15 protein-coding genes are annotated in these 20,709 nt (G+C 39.2%); 8 read left to right on the top strand and 7 right to left on the bottom strand.

Translation table 11 applies throughout. The features are described from left to right. Positions 1–3: 3 nt before the first annotated feature. A complete protein-coding gene (locus tag G9H60_RS08170) occupies positions 4–1,122 on the bottom strand; it encodes a vWA domain-containing protein (RefSeq protein WP_223143572.1) in 1,119 nt (372 codons plus the stop codon). A gap of 148 nt (positions 1,123–1,270) precedes the next feature. Between G9H60_RS08170 and G9H60_RS08165 the strand changes: the two genes are divergently transcribed. Together G9H60_RS08165 and G9H60_RS08160 are read left to right on the top strand one after the other, a co-directional pair. Then, complete coding sequence (locus tag G9H60_RS08165; RefSeq protein WP_223143571.1) at positions 1,271–2,026, top strand: sterol desaturase family protein; 756 nt, start codon at positions 1,271–1,273, stop codon at positions 2,024–2,026. Positions 2,027–2,035: 9 nt separating this feature from the next. Then, the gene (locus G9H60_RS08160) at positions 2,036–2,956 is read left to right on the top strand and encodes a metallophosphoesterase (RefSeq protein WP_223143570.1); all 921 of its coding nucleotides are present in this window, start codon (positions 2,036–2,038) and stop codon (positions 2,954–2,956) included. Here the strand turns inward: G9H60_RS08160 and G9H60_RS08155 are convergent. From G9H60_RS08155 to G9H60_RS08145, 3 genes are all read right to left on the bottom strand, one after another. Further along, positions 2,953–3,882 (bottom strand): SGNH/GDSL hydrolase family protein, encoded by a 930-nt coding sequence (locus G9H60_RS08155; RefSeq protein WP_223143569.1) that lies wholly within the window; start codon positions 3,880–3,882, stop codon positions 2,953–2,955. The genes G9H60_RS08160 and G9H60_RS08155 overlap by 4 nt on opposite strands. Then, positions 3,879–4,682, bottom strand: a complete 804-nt coding sequence (locus tag G9H60_RS08150; protein WP_223143568.1) for a 3-keto-disaccharide hydrolase — start codon at positions 4,680–4,682, stop codon at positions 3,879–3,881. The genes G9H60_RS08155 and G9H60_RS08150 overlap by 4 nt, the downstream gene beginning before the upstream one ends. Before the next feature lie 129 nt (positions 4,683–4,811). After that, positions 4,812–7,808, bottom strand: a complete 2,997-nt coding sequence (locus tag G9H60_RS08145) for a PVC-type heme-binding CxxCH protein (RefSeq protein ID WP_223143567.1) — start codon at positions 7,806–7,808, stop codon at positions 4,812–4,814. A 260-nt stretch (positions 7,809–8,068) separates the two neighbouring features. Here G9H60_RS08145 and G9H60_RS08140 point away from each other — a divergent pair, with 260 nt between their 5' ends. The 4 genes from G9H60_RS08140 (at position 8,069) to G9H60_RS08125 (ending at position 12,436) form a co-directional block, all read left to right on the top strand. Beyond that, positions 8,069–8,821 (top strand): LiaF transmembrane domain-containing protein, encoded by a 753-nt coding sequence (locus tag G9H60_RS08140; RefSeq protein ID WP_223143566.1) that lies wholly within the window; start codon positions 8,069–8,071, stop codon positions 8,819–8,821. Positions 8,822–8,962: 141 nt separating this feature from the next. Continuing rightward, entirely contained in the window at positions 8,963–9,982 is a 1,020-nt protein-coding gene (locus G9H60_RS08135) for a sialidase family protein (RefSeq protein ID WP_223143565.1), read from the top strand. A 1-nt stretch (position 9,983) separates the two neighbouring features. Beyond that, complete coding sequence (locus G9H60_RS08130; RefSeq protein ID WP_223143564.1) at positions 9,984–11,486, top strand: sodium:solute symporter; 1,503 nt, start codon at positions 9,984–9,986, stop codon at positions 11,484–11,486. Between the two features lie 5 nt (positions 11,487–11,491). Further along, positions 11,492–12,436, top strand: a complete 945-nt coding sequence (locus tag G9H60_RS08125; RefSeq protein WP_317197229.1) for a dihydrodipicolinate synthase family protein — start codon at positions 11,492–11,494, stop codon at positions 12,434–12,436. On the opposite strand, the gene G9H60_RS08120 is transcribed toward G9H60_RS08125, so the two are convergent. Genes G9H60_RS08120 through G9H60_RS08110 form a run of 3 tightly spaced genes read right to left on the bottom strand, consistent with a single transcriptional unit; the run spans position 12,433 to position 15,425 of the window. Continuing rightward, on the bottom strand, positions 12,433–13,218 hold the full coding sequence (locus G9H60_RS08120) for a polysaccharide deacetylase family protein (protein ID WP_223143563.1): 786 nt from the start codon (positions 13,216–13,218) through the stop codon (positions 12,433–12,435). The two genes, G9H60_RS08125 and G9H60_RS08120, sit on opposite strands and share 4 nt — an antisense overlap. Position 13,219: 1 nt before the next feature. Continuing rightward, complete coding sequence (locus G9H60_RS08115) at positions 13,220–14,518, bottom strand: hypothetical protein (protein WP_223143562.1); 1,299 nt, start codon at positions 14,516–14,518, stop codon at positions 13,220–13,222. A 43-nt stretch (positions 14,519–14,561) separates the two neighbouring features. Further along, positions 14,562–15,425, bottom strand: coding sequence for an AraC family transcriptional regulator (locus tag G9H60_RS08110; RefSeq protein WP_223143561.1), 864 nt, complete (start codon positions 15,423–15,425; stop codon positions 14,562–14,564). A 166-nt stretch (positions 15,426–15,591) separates the two neighbouring features. On the opposite strand from G9H60_RS08110, the gene G9H60_RS08105 reads away from it, so the two are divergent. Both G9H60_RS08105 and G9H60_RS08100 read left to right on the top strand, forming a co-directional pair. After that, complete coding sequence (locus tag G9H60_RS08105) at positions 15,592–18,987, top strand: SusC/RagA family TonB-linked outer membrane protein (protein ID WP_223143560.1); 3,396 nt, start codon at positions 15,592–15,594, stop codon at positions 18,985–18,987. Between the two features lie 26 nt (positions 18,988–19,013). Continuing rightward, a complete protein-coding gene (locus G9H60_RS08100; RefSeq protein WP_223143559.1) occupies positions 19,014–20,654 on the top strand; it encodes a SusD/RagB family nutrient-binding outer membrane lipoprotein in 1,641 nt (546 codons plus the stop codon). The last annotated feature ends 55 nt before the right edge of the window (positions 20,655–20,709 follow it).

The raw sequence follows: 20,709 nt of genomic DNA, 5'->3' as shown, positions 1-20,709 counted from the left end.
GCTTTATTTAATGCGTTTTTTTCGATTCGTTTCGTAGTCTTCAAAGATCATTTCCCCCAAACCTTTTAATCCGGTATAAAATGCTTTTCCTTGGTTGGCTTGGGTAAATTCATTCACGAAGCGCTGCAGGTATTGATCCCGCGCAATCATGAAAGTGGTGATGGGAATATGCAATTTTCGGGCTTGTTGGGCCTGGGTATAGCATTTATCCACAATGTATTCGTCGAGGCCATTGCTATTCATATAATATTCTCCATTCGGTAATTTCACGCAGCTAGGCTTACCGTCAGTAATCATGAAGATCTGTTTGTTGGTATTTCTTTTTCTTCTCAAAATATCCATGGACAACTGTAAACCAGCCACCGTATTGGTATGGTAAGGACCTACTTTGAGATAGGGCAAATCTTTGATAGAAATACTCCAGGCATCATTACCAAATACTAAAATATCCAAAGTGTCTTTGGGATAACGAGTGGTAATGAGCTCCGCCAAGGCCATGGCTACCTTTTTGGCAGGGGTAATGCGGTCTTCTCCATACAAAATCATGCTATGACTGATGTCTATCATGAGCACGGTACTCATTTGGGATTTATGCAAGGATTCCTCCACCACTAAGTCCTCTTCACTTAATTGGAATTGGTCCATGCCGTGATTGATTTGGGCATTTCTCAAACTCTCTGTCAAGGATATTTTCTCTAAACTATCCCCAAAACGATATTCTCTGAACTCGCCCGTATGTTCGTCTCCGGAACCGGGATGCTTACTTTTATGATTCCCCGAACCACTGCGTTTTAGGTCGCCAAAAATGGTATCCAGTGCTTGCTGGCGGATGGCTCTTTCTGTTTTGGCTGTAATGCCTAAACCCGGACTTCCGTCTTCTTTGGTTTCATCGAGGATATAACCTCTTTTTTTCAGGTCTTCGATAAAATCGTCGATGGTATAGGCCTCATCGGTCAGTTGATATTCCTTGTCTAATTCCCGAAGCCAGTCGATCGCTTCATCTAAATCACCGGAAGTATGAACAATCAATTCTTTGAAAATCGCAAAGAGCTTATCGAAAGGGCTCTGATTTTCAGGCTCATAGAGTTTAAAATAGAAAGCCCTTTTATTTTCTTGACTCATGTGATGGGATAAGGAAGCATATTGGTAACGCTAATCTAGGCTTTTCTGTTTCATAAATTTTAAAATTTGAAGAATGAGTTTGAATTCACTCCATCAAAGTTTTTTAAGCCACCTGAATTCCATATTTTTACTAGGCAAAATTAGACCGATGACCTTAGAAAAATTTCTTCAAATTTTATTTAGTATTGGGAGTAGATACTATTTGGTAGCCGGCATCTATTTCTTGATTTTCTATGTTCTTTTCAGAAAGGGTTTTTCCAGTAAAAAAATTCAAGCAGCTTATCCCAAATTGAATGATTACTTTCGTGAAATAGGGTATTCTTTAGGGACTATCATCCTTTTTGCTGCGGTACCCATTTTCATTGTTCAAAATCCTGCTGTTCGCCCTTATACCACTTTATATGATCGGATGGATGGCATGGGTTGGGGCTATTATTGGTTTGCCTATTTGTTGATGTTTTTAATGCACGATACCTATTTCTATTGGGCGCATCGTATCATGCATCATCCTAGTATTTTTAAATGGGTGCACAAAGTGCATCATTTGTCGACCAATCCATCTCCTTGGGCAGCCTATGCTTTTCACCCCTTAGAATCCATCGTGGAGACAGGTGTTTTTGTGCTTTTTGTCTTTACAATTCCCATACATCAAAGTCATTTATTTTTGTTTTTCTTTTTTTCCATTATTTACAATGCCTATGGCCATTTGGGTTGGGAATTATACCCCGCTGGATTTTCAAAATCTTGGATTGGAAAATGGATTAATACCTCGGTAAGTCATAATCAGCACCATAAATATTTCAAAGGGAATTATGGTTTATATCTTCTATTTTGGGACCGAGTAATGGGTACTTTGAGGGAAGACTATGATTCCGCTTTTGAAAAAGTAAAACAGAAACAATAAACCTATCTTATGAAATTTTTATACACCTTCCTTTTCAGCCTTCTATTGGGGATTAGCAGCTTTGCCCAAAGCAAAAAATTTGATTTCATTGCCTTTGGAGATATGCCTTATAAGCTGCCTGAAGATTATGGGAGATTTGAGGGAGTAATTAAAAAAATCAACCAAGAAAAGCCTGTTTTTAGTGTACATGTTGGGGATATCAAATCAGGCTCAACCCCCTGCTCTACCGAGTACTTTTATAAAATCCATCAATATTTTGAGACATTTGACCAGCCGTTGGTTTATACACCAGGGGATAATGAATGGACGGATTGTAATCGCAAAGCAGCAGGAGAATTTGATCCGAATGAGCGGTTGAAGGAGTTGAGAAAAGTGTTTTTTGCTAAGAAAGAAAGCTTTGGAAAGAAGAAAATTAAATTAGTTTCTCAATCAGAAAATCCATCCTTTGCCAATTATGTTGAAAATAATGCGTGGGAATATGGCGGGATACAGTTTGCCACGATACACTTAGTGGGTTCCAACAATAATTTGAAAGGAGCCAATGCCGATAACACCGAATTTAATGAGCGGGAAAAAGCGAATGAAGCGTGGTTGGAAGAAGTTTTTGCAAAGGCTAACTCTAAAATGGGCCTAGTTTTTTTCACCCAAGCAGATATGTTTTACCATGGTGCTGTTCCTACTGGTTTTACCCAAATCGTGGAGAAGCTTACAGCCTTAACCAGGGCTTATGGAAAACCAGTTTTATGGATTAATGGAGACTCACATCGTTTATTGATTGAGAAGCCATTATTGATGCCAGACAAGAAATCGACGATTTTGAATTTTACCCGTTTGCAGGTTTTTGGTGAGGCTGATATGGAAGCAGTAAGGATAAAAGTGGACCCCAAATCCTCACAATTATTTTTGTTTGAGCAGCTGATGGTCGACTAAGGAGCAAGCAAGGCTTCTATCTGTTTGTCTATCTCCAAAGATAAAGTAAGGGCTTCCATCAAAGGAAGTCCTTTTTTCATTTCTGGCCGAAGATGTCCTGTGGAACTAAGCCAGGCATCTTTCATCAGATTATGTCGTTTGACTATTAATTGAAAGAAGGTATTAGGGTCTTTGATGGGTGATAATGCATCGCTAACCGATGGGAATTGAAGTATGTTTTTTTGACCTAAATAGGATAAAATTTGTTGGGCCATAATCCAATGGCCTAGTTCTCCAGGGTGTACTCCATCTTTGGCTAAGGCAAAATTAGGATCCGATTTTTGTTGAGTGCTTTGGTAATTTTTCATGGGAAAATGTACATCAATCACCTCCCAAGATTTGTGTTGCATGAGCCATTCCGAATAGCGATCCAAGACTTGGGCATAGCTTGGCTTCTTACCCTTATTTTCATCATAGGGTGCAGGTGTTAAGTGAATGATTTTAGACCCTCGGGCTTCAATTTGAGCATGTAGCCAGGTGATGCCATCTTTGAATCTTTGAAATCGAATCGAGTCTAGAGGAAGGTAAATGCCATCATTCATGCCATAAGAAGCAAAAACGATATCGGGTTGAGTTTGAAGAAGCACTCGATCTAATCGTTCATGCAGATCGGGTCTTGGAAAGCGGCCATCCGCATGACCTTCTTCCGATAAGCCTGAGACGGTTTCACTAGGTAAACCTACATTGATGAATTCGATTTTTTGTTGAGGGAAATGGGCTTTATGGTAGGCTTCTATGGATTGCACATAGCCTGCGGCATAGGTAATACTGTTTCCTAGAAAAAGGACGCGCTTAACAGAGGCATCAAATAAGGGAGTTTGAGCCTGTAATATGGAGCTAAGTAGAAGTAGACAGAAAATGAATCCCTGGGTTTTTATCTGCCTCATTTATTTTTGGATTTGGGAACAGGTAAAATCTGAATTTCGATATTTCTAAAATCGATTTCTTGACCTTCACTTTGAAGCGCAATAAATCCTTCTTTCAATAATTTCCCATCAATTTTAATGGCAGGATTATAGCCATTGGCCACACCTCCACCGATCTGGGGTTGAGCATATTCCAATACCTTTTCGCCATTGATGAAATGACTTACTAAGGAGTCACCTAAAACCACTAATTCAGCTTTTACCCATTGATCTCCTTCGTAGGTTTTGGAGCTGGAGTTAATGCAATGGCGCGGGTCAATTCGCCCATTGTAGAACACATCGGTTCCTGGAGAGCACATGTTTCCTGTTGGTCTGGGTTTACCATCACCCAGTCCAGCGAGGAACTGCATTTCCACCGAGATGGGCCAGTCTTGTTCTTTCAGGATGGTTTTAGGGTCTTGGGCATGGAACATGACCCCAGAGTTTTTCAAGGTATAATCAGGGGCATCCTTTCTCCAAATACCTGTAAATCGGTATTCCAAACGCAGTTTATAATAGGAAAAAGGTTTTTTGTAATACAAATGCCCGTATCGATTATTGAATTGATCGTATTGGTCATATCGCACTTTAATGATCCCATCTTCCACTCGAAAAGTTTGCCCATAATTATCTCCCACTTCATGATGGAAGATTTTTACCGTCCAATCTTTGATATCTTTTCCATTAAATAAGGAAATCCATTTTTCCTTTTTAGGCTTGAAAGAAAAGGCAGAAAATGCCAGAAAAACGGCTAAGAAAACAAGAGTAATTTTGGACTTCATTATCAGTAAATAGGTTATTTGAGAGAAAGTCCAAATATATCAGATTCTTGAATAAAAAATTCGGTTATTTTGTTTTTGTAGCAGGGTTGACAGCGTTCCAAACGCTGGCAACCCTAGCCAAATTCAGCTTTAAATCCCTTTGATAAACGCCACTAAATCAGCCATATCTTGCAATTTGATATTGGCATCTAAGCCATTTGGCATGGCAGAAACTTTGGAAGAAACCCTCGATTTTATTCGGTATTTCTCAATAACTTGAACGGAACCACCCATTTGTTTAAGGCTGAGAGAATTTTCGTTTTCAGAAGTAATGATTCCGGAGAGTCTGCTTCCATCCGACATTTGTAAATCCCAATTGCCATATTTATCTGCAATGGAATTGTTTGGATTGATAATTTCCGTAATGATAGACAGCGCATTTCTACTTTTTAGGGTAGATAAATCCGGACCAAATGAAACCCCAGCGACTCCCTTGATTTGATGACAAACCGTACAGTTTGCCTTAAATATTTCTTTACCTTTCTCCGCATTTCCCGCCATATCTGCAGCAGGTAAATAGTTTTGTAATACCGCTTTTCTATCCTCACTTATGGCCAATACTTCACGAGCTAATTTACGAATATTGGCATCGTAAGAATTCATTAATTCCACAAATTGCGGCCATTCTAAATCTGATTTAGGGATATTTTTATTGGCAATTTCCTTTAACAAGGGAATCATGTATTTTTCGTTTACAATCTGATAGCGTATCCAAGCCTTTCTAGAAGGCATTTTCATCTGTTGGTATACTTGATTAATCTGAGCTATCTCTTTAGAAGAAATCTGATTCGGTAAAGCTTTGAGACTAGCTAATTGGATCGATTCACTTGTTGAATTTGTGATGAATGAAACTAGTTTAGTCGTGAAAGTGGGATCTTTTGGTAAACTTAACATGGCCAAAGCATCCTCTTGAAATGTGGCATCATGGCTGGAAGAGAACTTAGCAAAAACCTCTTTGGTGAACGTTTTATCTACAGGCAAGCCAACAGCCTTGAAAACTCCTGTGATGGCATGGCGCATGTTCTTATTGGGAGAAATCAAAAATGATTTAGCTAAAGCATTTTTTTGATTTTCATCCAAGGCAATTTTCTTCTCTGCATAATTAGCATAATTGGCCACGCCTTTTAATAAAGCAGCTTGCCACCAATCATTACTAACTTGATTATCACTTGTTAATGGCAAGAAACTCATGTCTTGTTTTTTCATGAGAGCCGCTGCAACATAGGCAAAGAAGTTTTCTTTCCCTTCAGAGGGTTTATTCCCAAAATGGCTAATCGCCCCTTTTAATAAATCTAGTTCTGAATTTTTAGAGGCAGCTATGGCCGCTACTCCCACCCAATGGTCATCAATATCTTGGTTCAAGATGCCACTGCGTAAGGCCACAGCTTCAGGAAAAGCAAAAAAAGCAGATGAACATAACCATTGGAATCGCACTCGCGCATCTGGATCTTTAGCTGTTTGAATAAGGGATTCTTTTAGTTCTTTATTGGATACAAAGGCAGGTAATGCCCATTGTTGGTCCGCAATTTTTAAAGCATTTTCTCGCACTCCTGCAGTTTTATTGGCTAAAGCATTAATGAGATCTTCAGGGGACAATTTGCCCCAGTCCGACAATAACCATAAAGCGGGAACACTTGCTTCGGCTTCTTTATTGGCAATGATTTCTTGTAGCGCAGGCACCACCTTTAGATCTTTCCGATGGAATAAAAGTCGCTGGGCTGTTTTTCTGAACCATCCATTGTCTGATTGCAATAGTTCAACTAGCTTTTCGGAAGATTCTTTCGATACATGAGTTTCATTCATCCAATTCATTCCAGCACTTCCTTTTTTCGTGATTCGATAGATTCGGCCTTTGGTCTTTCCATTGTACAAAGCCCCACTTTTATTTACTTCTTCAGACATCCATTCTGGATGTTCAATTAACTGTCGGTAATAATCAATCACATATAGAGCACCATCGGGTCCAACGTAGAAATTGACAGGCCTAAACCAAGGATCTTTGGAAGCCAAAAATTCTTTTTTCTCTAAAAGTCTTTTGCCAGAAAAGGTCGAGCCTTTAGCTTCAATGATATCTGCATGAACTAGATTATGCACCGGCTCTCCCACAAAGGTCACTTGACTGAAATCTTTCCCAAATGCACCACCGTCATACCAAGTGATGCCACAACTGGATGTTACGACACCCACGTCGGTCAATAATTGATGATTGGGATTTTCTGAAATTGGATAAACCTCACAAGCATCGCCATGATCTGGGATTTTTTCCATGGCTTCAGGAATAACAAGATTGGGGTTGGTACTGGTATAACGAGCATCCAACACTTCGTGGTAAAGATGATCAGCATTGTCGGTGTAAAAGCGGTGCCCCCAGGGGTCAAATGTATGTCCATACTGCGTTTCTCCTGACATGGATTCTAGCCCAAAACTATCAGGTTTAAAGCGCACATTTCGGCCATTCCCATTTTTAGGAAGGACGTTTGCTTTGGAATTTGATGGGTAGCGGATATCACTTCCTTTATCTCCAAAAAGGTATTCGTAAGCAAAGGAATTGATGGATCCAGAATGACCTAAATAAATCCAGTTGTCTAAACCGAATTTCGGCGAATTCATATTGTGCTGTGGATTGGATAAAGAGAAGCCTGTTAAAATAACCTCTCTTTTATCCGCATTATTATCTCCATTGGTATCTTCAAAGTATAGAATATTAGGAGCATCGGCAACGATGATACCTTTTTTCCATTTCATGATTCCCATGGGAAGAGTTAAGCTATCTACAAAAATTTCAGATTTATCAGGGTAACCATCTCCATTGGTATCCAGGAGTTTACGGACTTGTCCTGTTTTACTTAAATCCAATGGATAGCCCGGCATTTCTAGGACAAACCAGTTTCCATCTTCATCGATTTCCATGGCCACAGGATCGGCAACAAGAGGCTCAGCCGCCACCATTTCAATCTCAAAACCATCCATGAGTTGAAAATCATCGAGAGCTTTTTGATGCTCTTTGGAAAGTTTAGGTTGGTTTTTTTTCTCTGTTGAGCAAGCGAAAATGCTGAGGCAAAGGAATACTAATATAAAATTACGCATGTTGTTTGATAGGTTTAGTTCACGCAAGTTAATGTATTTATTAAGTATTGAGGAATCTGTAAATCATTCAAAAAAGAGATTTTTATCAATATGCTAGATTTTATTAACAACATGTATAAATAGTTGTCCTGTAGGAGACTTAGCCTTCATTTGAGATGGGATTTTCGACAATTCACCTAGGCGATTCTCCGTTTATCCCAAAGTTGATGCAGGCATTTATCCTTTTGCTTTACTTGGAGAACAATTTATACCCTAAACTCATGAGCAAAAAATCTACTTCAAAATCAGGTGGTACCGTTGGAATTGTTTTCCTGTTAGTTGGTATCGTGTTTTTAATTCGTCAAGCTGACTGGCTTCAATTGCCTGATTGGTTATTTACTTGGCCAGTTTTATTGATTGTTGTAGGATTAGTTTCTGGCATCAGTAGTTCGTTTCAAAGAACCAGCTGGATTTGGCCTGTATTGATAGGTGGAGCATTTCTGATAGACCGCGAATTTATGGATATTGATATTTTTGAATACACCTTACCTATCGTATTCATTATCGTTGGTATTTCCATGATTCAAAAGTCAAATCGAAAAAATGGCCAATCCTCTTGGGGGTCACCAATGGGTAATTGGGGAGATACTACTCAGGAAGCTAATCCCAATTTTTCTTCCAATGGCGAGCCATTTATTGCCATTTCCAATGTACTCAATTCAAGTACCATTCGGGCCACAAACAAAGAATTCAAAGGAGCGAATTTGAGCAATATCATAGCAGGTCTGGAAATGGATTTTAGTCAAGTAGATTTTGAGGGAGAATCCATCCGTATTGATCTTACTCAAATCATGGGTGGGGCAACATTCTACGTTCCTGCCAACTGGGAAATTAGACAACATTACACAACTTTATTGGCAGGTTTTGAAGACAAAAGAAAGAGTTTAGGTAATAATGTGGAGGGGGAAAAGAAGATTTTATACCTGAATGGCTTTCAAGTTTTGTCTGGTATTCAAATCAAAGATATCCTTTAAGTATACGTTTAGTGTCAATTTGGGGCAATATAGGGAAGGGAAAATGAATTTTTGAAGACTCTTTTTTTTCAAAACTTTGGGCAAAAAGGATGATTTTCTCATAAATAGTGTAATTTCGCTTTCCATTGAACCTATTTAACTATGAAAATTTTGTATATACTAGCGCTACTGGTGCTAGGTCAAGGAGCTTTCGCGCAGATTACAAGCTCAGAATTTATTTACGACAAGGCACCGTTTCCATCATGCCATGCCTCTACTATTGAAGAAACTCCTACTGGTTTAGTAACAGCTTGGTTTGGAGGGACAGAAGAGCGCCATCCAGACGTGGGTATTTGGGTAAGCAGAATGGTGAACGGTAAATGGACGGCTCCTATTGAAGTAGCCAACGGTGTGCAAAACAGTACCATTCGTTATCCCCTGTGGAATCCCGTTTTATTTCAAATGCCGGCATCTAAAGGCGGTGAGTTATTATTGTTTTACAAAGAAGGACCTACACCGAAAGATTGGTGGGGAATGATCAAGCGTTCCAAAGATGGAGGAAAAACTTGGTCTAATACCGAAAGATTACCTTTAGGGATTTTAGGTCCCATCAAAAATAAGCCAGTCATGTTGAAAGATGGCACGTTGCTATGTCCTACTAGCTCAGAAGACAATGGTTGGAGAGTGCATTTTGAAATGACTAAAGATGGAGGCCGCACTTGGACTCGCACCGAAGCCATCAATGATGGAAAAGAGTTCTCAGCTATTCAGCCAAGTGTTTTATTTTTAAAAGACGGTCGACTGCAAATTCTTTGCAGAAGTAAGAACGGATATATCTTAGAAGCTTATTCGTCTGACCAAGGAAAGACGTGGTCTGCTTTAAAAGCGATTTCTTTACCTAATCCGAATTCAGGAACGGATGCCGTTACTCTAAAGGATGGCCGCCAAGTTTTAATTTACAATCACGTAACCAAGGAATCTCAAGAATGGGGAGGAAAGCGTTCTCCTCTCAATGTGGCCATTTCTTCTGACAGTAAAACGTGGAAAGAATTGGCGGTCTTAGAAAATGAGCCCAAAGCAGAGTTTTCATATCCTGCTGTGATTCAAACCAAGGACGGTAAAATTCACATTACCTATACCTGGAAAAGAGAGAAGATTAAGCACGTTGTGATCACCTTATAATATGACTCTACCCGTTCTTGATCTGAGCATCATCGTTGTTTATTTACTCTGCATGGTGGCTATAGGTATTTATTTTTCTAGGAAAAATAATAGTTCCGAACAATTTACTACGGCTTCTGGCCAAATTCCTGGCTGGGCATTAGGACTAAGTTTTTATGCTACTTTTTTAAGTGCCATTACTTTTTTAGGAGATCCAGGGAAGTCATTTGGCTCCAATTGGAACCCTTTTGTTTTTAGTTTATCTATACCTTTTGCCGCCTGGGTATCAACCAAATACTTTGTTCCTTTTTATCGAAATAGTGGAGAAGTAAGTGCTTATACCCATTTAGAAAAGCGATTTGGCGCATGGGCTAGAACTTATGCCATGGTTTGTTTTATCATGACCCAGTTGGCTAGGATGGGGACCATTTTTTATGGAATTGCTTTAACTATCAATGCCTTAACGGGGGTTGATATGCGATTGATAATCATTGTTTCAGGTTTATGTATCATTTTTTATACCGTGTTAGGCGGTATGGAGGCGGTTATCTGGACAGAGGTTATTCAGGCAATTTTAAAAACAATGGGAGCTTTGATGATTGTAGGAATCATCATTTACCAAACAGGCTTTTCTAAAGTGATTGAGGTGGGTATTCGAGATGATAAGTTTAGCTTAGGAAGCTTTGATCCAGATTTTAGTACCAGCTCCGTTTGGGTGGTTTTGATGTATGGCTTTTTTATTAATTTGACCAATTTTGGGATTGACCAAAATTACATTCAACGCTACCATACGGCCAAAGATGCCAAAGAAGCTGCCAAGAGTATATGGCTGTGCGTATTTTACTTCGTACCTGTTTCCTGCTTATTCTTTTTTATTGGTACTGCTTTATATACCTTTTACATGGAAAATCCAGCTTTGATATTAGAATTAAAGCAACAGGTTTCCGCTGAAAAAAGTATTGCTTTGGAAGCTTTAAAACCCTCGGATTATGGTGATCGAGTGTTACCATTTTTCATGAAGACGCAAATACCCAAGGGCTTATTGGGATTGCTGATGGCAGCTCTTTTGTCTGCAGCCATGAGTACCATGAGTAGCGGGATGAATAGCTCGGCGACAGTCTTTTTAAAGGATATTTACTTGCGCTATGTTCAAAAAGATTTGCCGGCAGCCAAGCAGTTAAAAGTATTGCACATCGCTACCGTTATCATGGGGTTATTGGGGATCACTTTTGGTATCAGCATGATAGGAGTTAAAAGTCTCTTAGATGTCTGGTGGAAACTATCTGGAATTTTCGCTGGCGGTATGTTGGGCATATTTTTACTGGGTTTCTTATCCAAGAATGTGGAAAATTTGGCCGCTAAAGTGGGGGCATTAGCCGGAGTGGCTATCATTGCCTGGATATCTTTCAAAGATAGTTTTCCTGAGGCTTATCAGAGCCCATTTGATTCCAAAATGACTGTCGTTTTAGGCACCATTTCCATCGTATTGATTGGTCGCCTTGTTCAAAAATTGATTCGTAAATAGTACACATGATGCAACAGAAATTACCAAAGGGTTTCGTACCCGTGATGATAAGTACCTTCAAAGAAGACCATTCTTTGGATTTAGAAGGAATTGCCCGTTTGACGGAAATGTATATTCAAACAGGTTCAGTGGGCTTGTTTGCTAATTGTTTGTCGAGTGAAATGTATGAATTATCTCGAGCGGAACGATTGAGTTTGATAGAAACGGTAGTGAAAACTGCCGCTGGCAGAGTGCCTGTCGTAGCAACAGGTACACTTGGAGATACGATTGAAGAAATGGCAGATTTCTCTAAGGCGATTTATGCTTTAGGAGTAGATGCCGTGATTGTTCTGAATAACCTGATGGTAAAAGAAGATGAATCAGATACCATTTTTTTACAGCACATGCATCATTTCATGGATTTGACTCCGGGAATTCCATTTGGAATTTATGAATGTCCTGTTCCATACAAACGTTTGATTAGTCAAGAGGTTTTAGAAGATTTATTGCCTTCCGGTCGCCTAGTTTATCACAAAGACACTTCCTTGGATGTCGCCAAAGTGGCTTTACGTATTCGCACAGCCCAAGGCTATAATTTTGGATTGTATGATGCCTATATGGGGCATGCCGTATCTGCCTTGAAAGCTGGCGCCATGGGTCTTTCTTGCATTCAAGGGAATTATTTCCCCGAATTAATTGCTTGGTTGTGTGCTAATTATAATGCCCCAGGGAAAGAAGATCAAGTTGCCTTAGTGCAGAAATTTTATCTGGATAATATGGATGTAATGCACACGGTATATCCGACTAGTGCTAAATATGTTTTACAAAAAAGAGGCTTCCCTATTCGTTTGACTACCCGCCGTGAAGTGGGTCATTTGACGCCTAAAGAAACCTCTGCTTTGGACCAACTAATCCAAGATTATTTAAAACTACCCATGGTAAAAGGGCTTGAATTTGCTCCCTTAACTTAACGTGATTGAATGTATTTGGCTATGGTTCCCATGGGAGCTATCCAAATACCATGTGCTGGATCATTAGCATATTCGAGGAGTTTTTTAAGCATACTGAGTCGGGTGGTTTGACTACCTGACTCATTCATTTCATGTCCAGCCAGTACCAGCCATTTACCTGAATTTCGAGCTTCTTCTATCAAAGGTAAGATTTGTTCAAAATCCTGTCCATCCATTTCTATGCCTGTCAATTGGGCAAAATTATGGTAGTTAGGATCGTTAGGAGCTTCACTTTTCCAGAGGCGACCCAATAAAAAGTGCTTGGCAATTAATGGTACGTAGCTTTGAGTTTGAGCTCCATTGCCAATAAAAGTTTGTCCACAAGGATAGGCAAAAACTTCAGCTTTGACGCCTAGGTTCTTTTCAATGGATGCATTACAATCCAAAATATCCTTTTCCATTTTTTCCAGACTATAATTTTCCAAGGCATTCGCTCTTGACCAAGTAAATATTCCAGTACATGGATGGGAAGTACTGTGGTTTCCAATTTCATGGCCATCAGCTACCGCTTTTTTCCAACCCGATAGGTTTTTCTCCATAGCCCCTGGATTAAGGAAGAAAGTAGCTTTTACTCCATGCTGATTTAGTAGTGAGGTTCCGTGGGTCACTTGGCTACCTCTCGCATCATCAAAGCTTAGGCTCAGCGCCATTTTTTTGCCTTGAGGCCAAGTGAAATTTTGAGAAAAAGTTGGAATAGCCCCTAATAGAGCTATTCCAACCATTAAGCATTGTAATTTTTTCATCTTATGGTTTGGGGGTTTCTAAGGGAATTTCTTCACCAAATCTTTTGTGTGAACCTTTAATTTCATCGTGTGAACTTGCAGCAATATAGGCCAATACAGCGATGAAGGCCAAGACTATCCCGAAGTTTTTGGCATAGGTGTTCCAAGACAAGCTTTGGTTCTCGAATACTACTTCTTCTGCCCGACTAAGTAAATAAATAATGATGGCGAAGTTGAGGATGTATAAATATTGCTCAATCCGGTAGGTACTTAAAAATGCACCTGTAATGAGAATACTTAATAACATATACAGTCCAAAATGTCCAATGAAGAACTTTTTGATATCAGAATAGTCCAAACTTTTAGATTTGGCATGAACATTGAGCCAATAGATTCCAGCAAAAAGAATGAGTAGAAGGGAATCCCAGCGGACCGACAACTCTATGGCTTGGTCGGAAGCTGTAAGCAGTGGAGTGATGGTTTTCTCCAATCGATCCATGCGGAAATTTTGTTGCCACATGGTAATGGGAATGATGAGGACCAGCATGAGCATAGGAAACCATTGTTTGGAATATTGAGTCTCAGTACTGTCTTCCCAATGTGAAGTAAAAGTTCCATAGGCCATACCTATGCCTCCAAAGAAACCTAAGGAGTATTCCATCACATTCCAGAAATTGAATTTGATTTCGGAAACATGTCCTAAAACCTGTAAGAAATTCCCAAAAGCAAATCCAAAGCCTCCACCTAGTCCTGCGAACAATGCTACGCGTAGAGCGGAATATTGTTTGGTCCGAAACATGAACCATGCCAATGCCGCCGCCATACCTAATACGCCCGCCCAAGATTCATCTCTTGGAGGGGTCATGAGCCATTCGTATTGTTGAATGATGAAAAAATAAAATAAAATAGCACCCACCACCATTTCTACCAAAAGTCGTGGCCAGGATACCGGGTTTTTGCTGGAGTTTGATAGACTTAGTCCAAACAATCCTCCACCAATGAATCCATAAAGTCCACCGATAACAAAAAGTGAAATTAAACCGTAATATACATTGACAAATTCCGTGTCTCGGCCGTATCCCACCACCATACCATAGCTCATAACGCCACCGATTCCCCAGCCCATGGCACCTGAAATAATGATTTGAAAAGCTTTGGCAAACCAATCTTTTCGATTGGCAATCAACAGGATAGCTATGGAACCAATGGACCCTGCCCATGCGGCCCCGTGTTCATGTCCGAACTGTCCACGTATAGCCCATGCCGTTCCTAAAGTCATCCCCACCGTGAGTAGAGATAATAATAATTTTTTGTTGTTCATTGTTTGATAGGTTTAGAAAATGGTAATCATAATTTATTGAGTGTTAATTGAATTCCTTGGCATATTGAAAAGGAGTCTTACCAGTGGTTTTTTTAAATGCTTTATTGAAATTGGTAAAATTGTTAAAGCCTGATTCATAGCATATTTGGGTGACTAAAAATTGGTTTTCCTTGATCAATTTACAAGCATACTCCACCCGAATTTCATTCAAGAAACTAGCATAGTTTTTTCTGGTTTTGGTTTTAAAATACCGACAAAATGATAGCGGACTTAAATGCGCAATCCCTGCAATTTCATCGATGCTTATTTTCCTTTTGAAGTGTTTTACTGAATAATTGTAGATCAAGTTTAATCGCTCTGTTTCTTTCTCGCTAGTAGAATTTTCCAGGATTCCCATGGATAGAATTTCCCTTTCTTTACTCATAGAAAGCAAATCCAGTATTTGATATAAGTGTAAAACCAAGTTATCATTTTCATTATCTAGGATGGTATTCATCCGACAAATGATCTGTTTTTTGGTTTCTCCTTGGATTCGAATTCCCTTTCGAGCCTCCTCTAATAATTGCAAAACAAATCGATTTTCGTGCAGTTTGAAAAAAGAATTTCCAAATAAATCAGGGTTAAAATGAATCACCAAAGCACTGGCTTTTAGGTCTTCATCACCTTGAAAATACACGTTATCACTACGTAAATAGTGCGGACAATTGGAGCCAATTAAGAGTAAATCACCGTCTTGAAAACGCTGAATACTGTCCCCCACAAACTGTGTTCCCGTTCCTTTTTCAATTAGTAACAATTCGATTTCCGGATGGTAATGATACTTGTTAAAAAAGTAATTAACTATGTCCCGACGAACACTAAATGAACGGAGTGGTTGGTTCGAAACTTTAAGTAAATGAGCCTTCATTGAATTATTAAAGTTGTCAATTTAGATGAAATGCAGCTATTATGCTAGAATAGTTGTGCTATTTGACAAATTTATTTAATTATTCAACCATAATTATGCATTTTTTTGTTAAAATTTTTAACCCTGAATATCGAGTAAAGTCTTTTTTAACCAAATCTATTTAACTATGAGATTAAATTTTACAGTAAAAATGTTTCGGCATTTTCTATTTGTAGCAGTCATGATAGCCGGGTGCTATTCAGCTGCTTTCGCTCAGTCCCGACTGATCACGGGAAAGGTAACTTCCAGTCAGGATGGTACCGAAGTTCCAGGAGTGAATATTTCACTGAAAGGAACGACCAAAGGGACAACCACTAATTCGTCGGGAGCTTATTCCATTGAAGTCAATGGATCGAATCCCGTATTAGTATTTTCGTTTGTTGGTTTTGATACGCAAGAAATTCGTATCGGAAGTCGCAGTGTATTAGACGTTTCTTTATCTTCTAGCACGGCTCTATTAAATGAAGTAGTTGTTACCGCATTAGGTATCAAACGTGAAGAGAAATCACTTGGATACTCCGTAGGTAAAGTAGCTGGAAAAGATATTAGTCGTGTTGTTAATGAAAACGTCTTGAACTCTCTTTCTGGTAAAGTTGCTGGTGTAAGCATCAACGCTACTGGTGGTACAGGTTCATCTGTTAGTATGATCATTCGTGGAGCTAAGTCCTTGAGTAATGACAATCAGCCCTTATTTGTGATTGATGGTGTGCCAGTTATTAACTCCTTGAATAACGTAGGTCAAATCGGTAATGATAACCGTGTGGATTATGGTAATGCCATTTCCGACTTAAATCCAGAGAATGTTGAAAGTGTATCGGTTTTGAAAGGACCAAGTGCTGCGGCTCTTTACGGTTCACGCGCGGGTAATGGAGTTGTGTTAATCACAACTAAAAATGGTTCAAAGGCGAAGAAAATGTCGGTTAATATTACTTCGAATACGGTATTTGATAATCCTTACAAGTTTTTGAAAATGCACTCGAAGTTTGCTACGGGTGTACTTCCATTTACGCCAGACAATAACCCATATCCAGGTGGAATTTTGAGTATTGAAGAAGGTTCAGCGGGAGGAATTGGACCAGAATTGGATAAAGGTTACAAAGCCATTCAATGGAATAGCCCTAAAGGTGCAGATGGAAAACCTATTCCAACAGAATTGAAGTCCTATGCAGACAATGTGAAAAACTTTGTTCAAACGGGTATTACAACTACAAACGGTGTTTCTATCACGAATGGAAATGATGTTGCGAATTATCGTTTGACATATTCCAACATGACTAGCCGTGGAATTATTCCAGGCTCAGATTTATTCAAAAACTCCTTATCTGCTGCATCTTCTTTCAAATTGTCGAACAAGTTGAAATTGAGTGCAAATATTGATTTGAGTAGAAATAATTCAAACAATCGTCCAGCGAGTGAGAGAGGGTCTAACCCATTACAATGGGCTTATGCTGTATCTCCACACATCAACATCATGGACTTGAAAGATTACTGGGTTCCTGGTCAAGAAGGTTTACAACAAAAATCTCAGTCTATCGGAAACTTCAATAACCCTTGGTTCTTGGCATATGAAGTGAAAAACGGATTTGAGCGTAACCGTGCCTTTGGTAACTTGAAAATGGATTATCAAATTACTCCTGAGTTAAGTTTGATGGCTCGTTATGCTTTAGATACCTATGGTGAAACTCGTGAAACTAAAATTGCGAAGTCATACACAGGTGAGAAAAATGGTGCTTATGGTATCATCAACTTAGATCGTTATGAGCGTAACGTGGATTTCTTAGCTACTTGGACTAAGCCAGTAGAGGATTTCCATTTATCATTCTCTGTCGGAGGTAATGCAAGAAGCTCAAGAACCTCGGATGTAAGTACAGCATCTAAAGGTGGTACAGGATTAATTATTCCTGGTTTGTTTACTTTGCAAAATATTGCCAATACTAACATTAACTATTCTAGCTTCCAAACGAAGAAAGTGGTGTATAGTGCCTATGGAATGGCCAACGTATCTTACAAGGATATGGTGTATTTGGATTTAACTGCTCGTAACGACTGGTCAAGTACTTTGCCTATAGAAAATAGATCTTACTTCTACCCTTCTGCTTCCTTAAGTGTATTATTGAATGAGGCATTTGCGATTCCAAATGATAAAATAGATTTATTGAAAGTACGTGCTGGAGTAGCGCAAGTTGGTAATGATACCAATCCTTATGCATTGATCAATACATTGCAAAATGCTGAAGCTTGGGGTTCATTGACTCGTTTAGGAAAATCGGGTTCTATCTTATTACCTGATTTGAAGCCTGAAATTTCTACTTCCTACGATTTAGGTCTTGATTTGACGATGTATAAAAATCGTTTAAGATTCTCAGGTACGTATTACACGGTAGAAAATCGTAACCAAATTATCCCAACTACCCTACCTTCTTCTTCTGGTTTTACTTCGAAGAACATCAATGCTGGTTTGTTAGTATCTAAGGGTATTGAATTAACTGCTGGTGGTACACCGATTGACAAGAATGGTTGGAGATTGGATTTGACAGCTAACTTCTATAAGAACGAAACGACCATCAAAGAACTTTCAGAAGGTTTGAATTTCTACACCCTTTGGACTGATGCAAAAGGTGGTGCTTGGACTTATGTAGGAGATAAAATTGGAGATATCTATGATGCAGAAATCGTAACGGTTAAAGATCAATCATCTAAGTATTTCGGATATCCAATTTTGGATTCGGATGGTTCATGGCAATCGGTTAATGCGAGCAATACTCGTACGAAGATTGGTAACTTCAACCCAGACTTCATTTTAGGCTTACAGACTTCTTTATCTTATAAGAACTTTAGTTTAAACATGACATTTGACTGGAGAAGTGGTGGTGACTTTGTTTCTCAAACCTACCGTTATAGTGAGTCGGATTTGAAATCTCAACGATTCTTAGACAATTTGATCAATCCAAATGGTTTGACAGGAGATGCACTACGTAATTATTTAGTTGCAAACCAAGACAAATACATCCGTATTAATCAAAACGGTTATTTCCCTATCGTGGGTGGCCCAACTGCTGAGTACGGTGGTTATCCATTTGAATATGGTGGAAAAACGTATCCTAATGGAGTATTTAACCCAGGTGTTATTGCTATTTATGATGGTAAAGGAAACATCACTGGTTACGAAGAAAACTTAGGTGGACCTAATACCCGTATCCTTCCTTACGGAGATAACTATCCTTGGAGCTTTACACGTGCCGCTACGTTCGATGCTTCTTTCGTGAAGTTGAGAGAGATCTCTTTAGGATATGAGCTTCCAAGTAATTTTGTTAAGAGCTTAGGTTTGCAAAGTGCTAACTTCTCTGTTTACAGTCGTAACATCATTTTATGGACGGCTTCTAAAATTGGAATTGACCCTGAAACAGCTTTCCAACCACAGGCTGGAGCACAAGCAGGAACCCAATTTAAGCAAGGAATTGAGCGCTATAATGTTACTCCTTGGGTTATCCCAGTTGGATTTAAACTTGGTTTGACATTTTAATCAAAGCACCTTAAAACATTAAAATCATGAAAATAAGATTAATAAAAGCTGTCGCCTTCACCCTATTAACTGGAGTATTTTTCTCTTGTGAAGACTTGACAAAAGTGAATATAAATCCAAATGGAGTTCAACCAGAGGTTGTGAATCCAAACTTGGTAATGCCTACTGTATTAACAGAAATGTCCAAGGCCTATGTAAACTTGGGATATCAAGATATAGCGGGTGTAGTTCAGCACACACAAAAAGATGCTTGGTCATCAGGACATAATGATTACGACTGGGGTGGAAACCAAAGTTGGTCTGGTTATTATGATATTTTACGTAATAACGACTTGCTTTATAGTCGTTCGGTAGCTTTAAACTGGGAATTCCAACAAGGAGTTGCCTTAGTCAACAAAGCTTTCATGTTTGGTTTGATTACGGATCTTTGGGGTGATGCTCCTTATACCAATGCCTTGAAAGGGGAGACAGGTGGTACAGATAATATCTTACCTGCTTATGATTCTCAAGAGGTAATTTATACAGGTATTTTAGCAGATTTAGAAAAAGCGAATACCTTGTTATCTAAGCAAAAAAGTGAGTACTCCAACATTGTAGATAACGTGGATGTGATTTATTCCGGTGACCCTACAAAATGGCGTAAATTGGCAAACTCATTGGCTTTACGTTATTACATGCGTATTTCTGCAAAGAAACCAGATGTAGCTAAAGCAGGTATTGAGAAAATTGCTAAGAATCCAGCGAACTATCCTGTGATTTTAGCTAACTCTGATGATGCTACGATGGGATTCCCAGGTACTTCAGATGGTACATCTTGGCCAGCTAATGCCGTATATGATGTGAGTGGTAGTAATTACCGTCGTATCAAAATGGCGAATACTTTTGTAGAATACCTACAAGGAGTGAAAGATCCTCGTTTAGGTATTTGGGCAGCTAAAGTAGAAATTCCATTGGTGGTAGATGCTACTTTACCAGCTAAAACAGATAAGATCATTGATGGTAAGCGTTATTTATCACCTGATGTGGTAGGTAATTCAAAAGTTGATACAGATCAAGAATATGTAGGTTTACCTACTTCATTCTCTCAGTTGCCTTCTGCTTACAACATGAACCCAACACCTGGTCAGACTTCATTTAACCCTCACGTTTCTTTCCTTGCTCCAATGTATAAAAATGCTTCTGGAGCTTTGTTAAGAGCTCGTTTGGTATCTGCTGCTGAAGTGAACTTCATCTTAGCGGAGGCTGCGTTGAAAGGTTATGCAGTGGGAGATGCAAAAACGTTTTATGAGAATGGTGTGAAAGCTTCCTTGACTACTTGGGGAGTAGGTTCTACTTCATCTACGTATTTGGCTAATTCTGGTGTTGCTTTTGCTGGTACAGTAAAACAAGTGATTGAGCAAAAATGGATTGCTAGCTGGACTGCAGCTACTGAGGCTTGGTTCGACTTCCGTCGTACAGGTTTCCCTGAGTTAAAAGCGGGTCCAGTGGCAAAACGCCAAGCTATTCCTGTTCGTTTCTATTACATGCAGGATGAGTTACGTATCAATGCTAAAAATACAGCTGCAGCTTTGGATAAATTAGAAGTAACTAATTACTCACAAGCGGATGGCAAAAACAGTGCTTGGTCTAAGCCTTGGATTATTCAAGGTACAGGAAAGCCATATTAAGATTTTTAAGGGGTCTCCTTCGGGAGGCCCTTCAAAAAATTAGATTCTCTAATTC

The organism is Aquirufa aurantiipilula, assembly GCF_019923745.1.
GTDB lineage: Bacteria > Bacteroidota > Bacteroidia > Cytophagales > Spirosomataceae > Aquirufa > Aquirufa aurantiipilula.
Note: the sequence above shows the minus strand (reverse complement) of the source record. Positions and strands in the feature narration are given on the sequence as shown.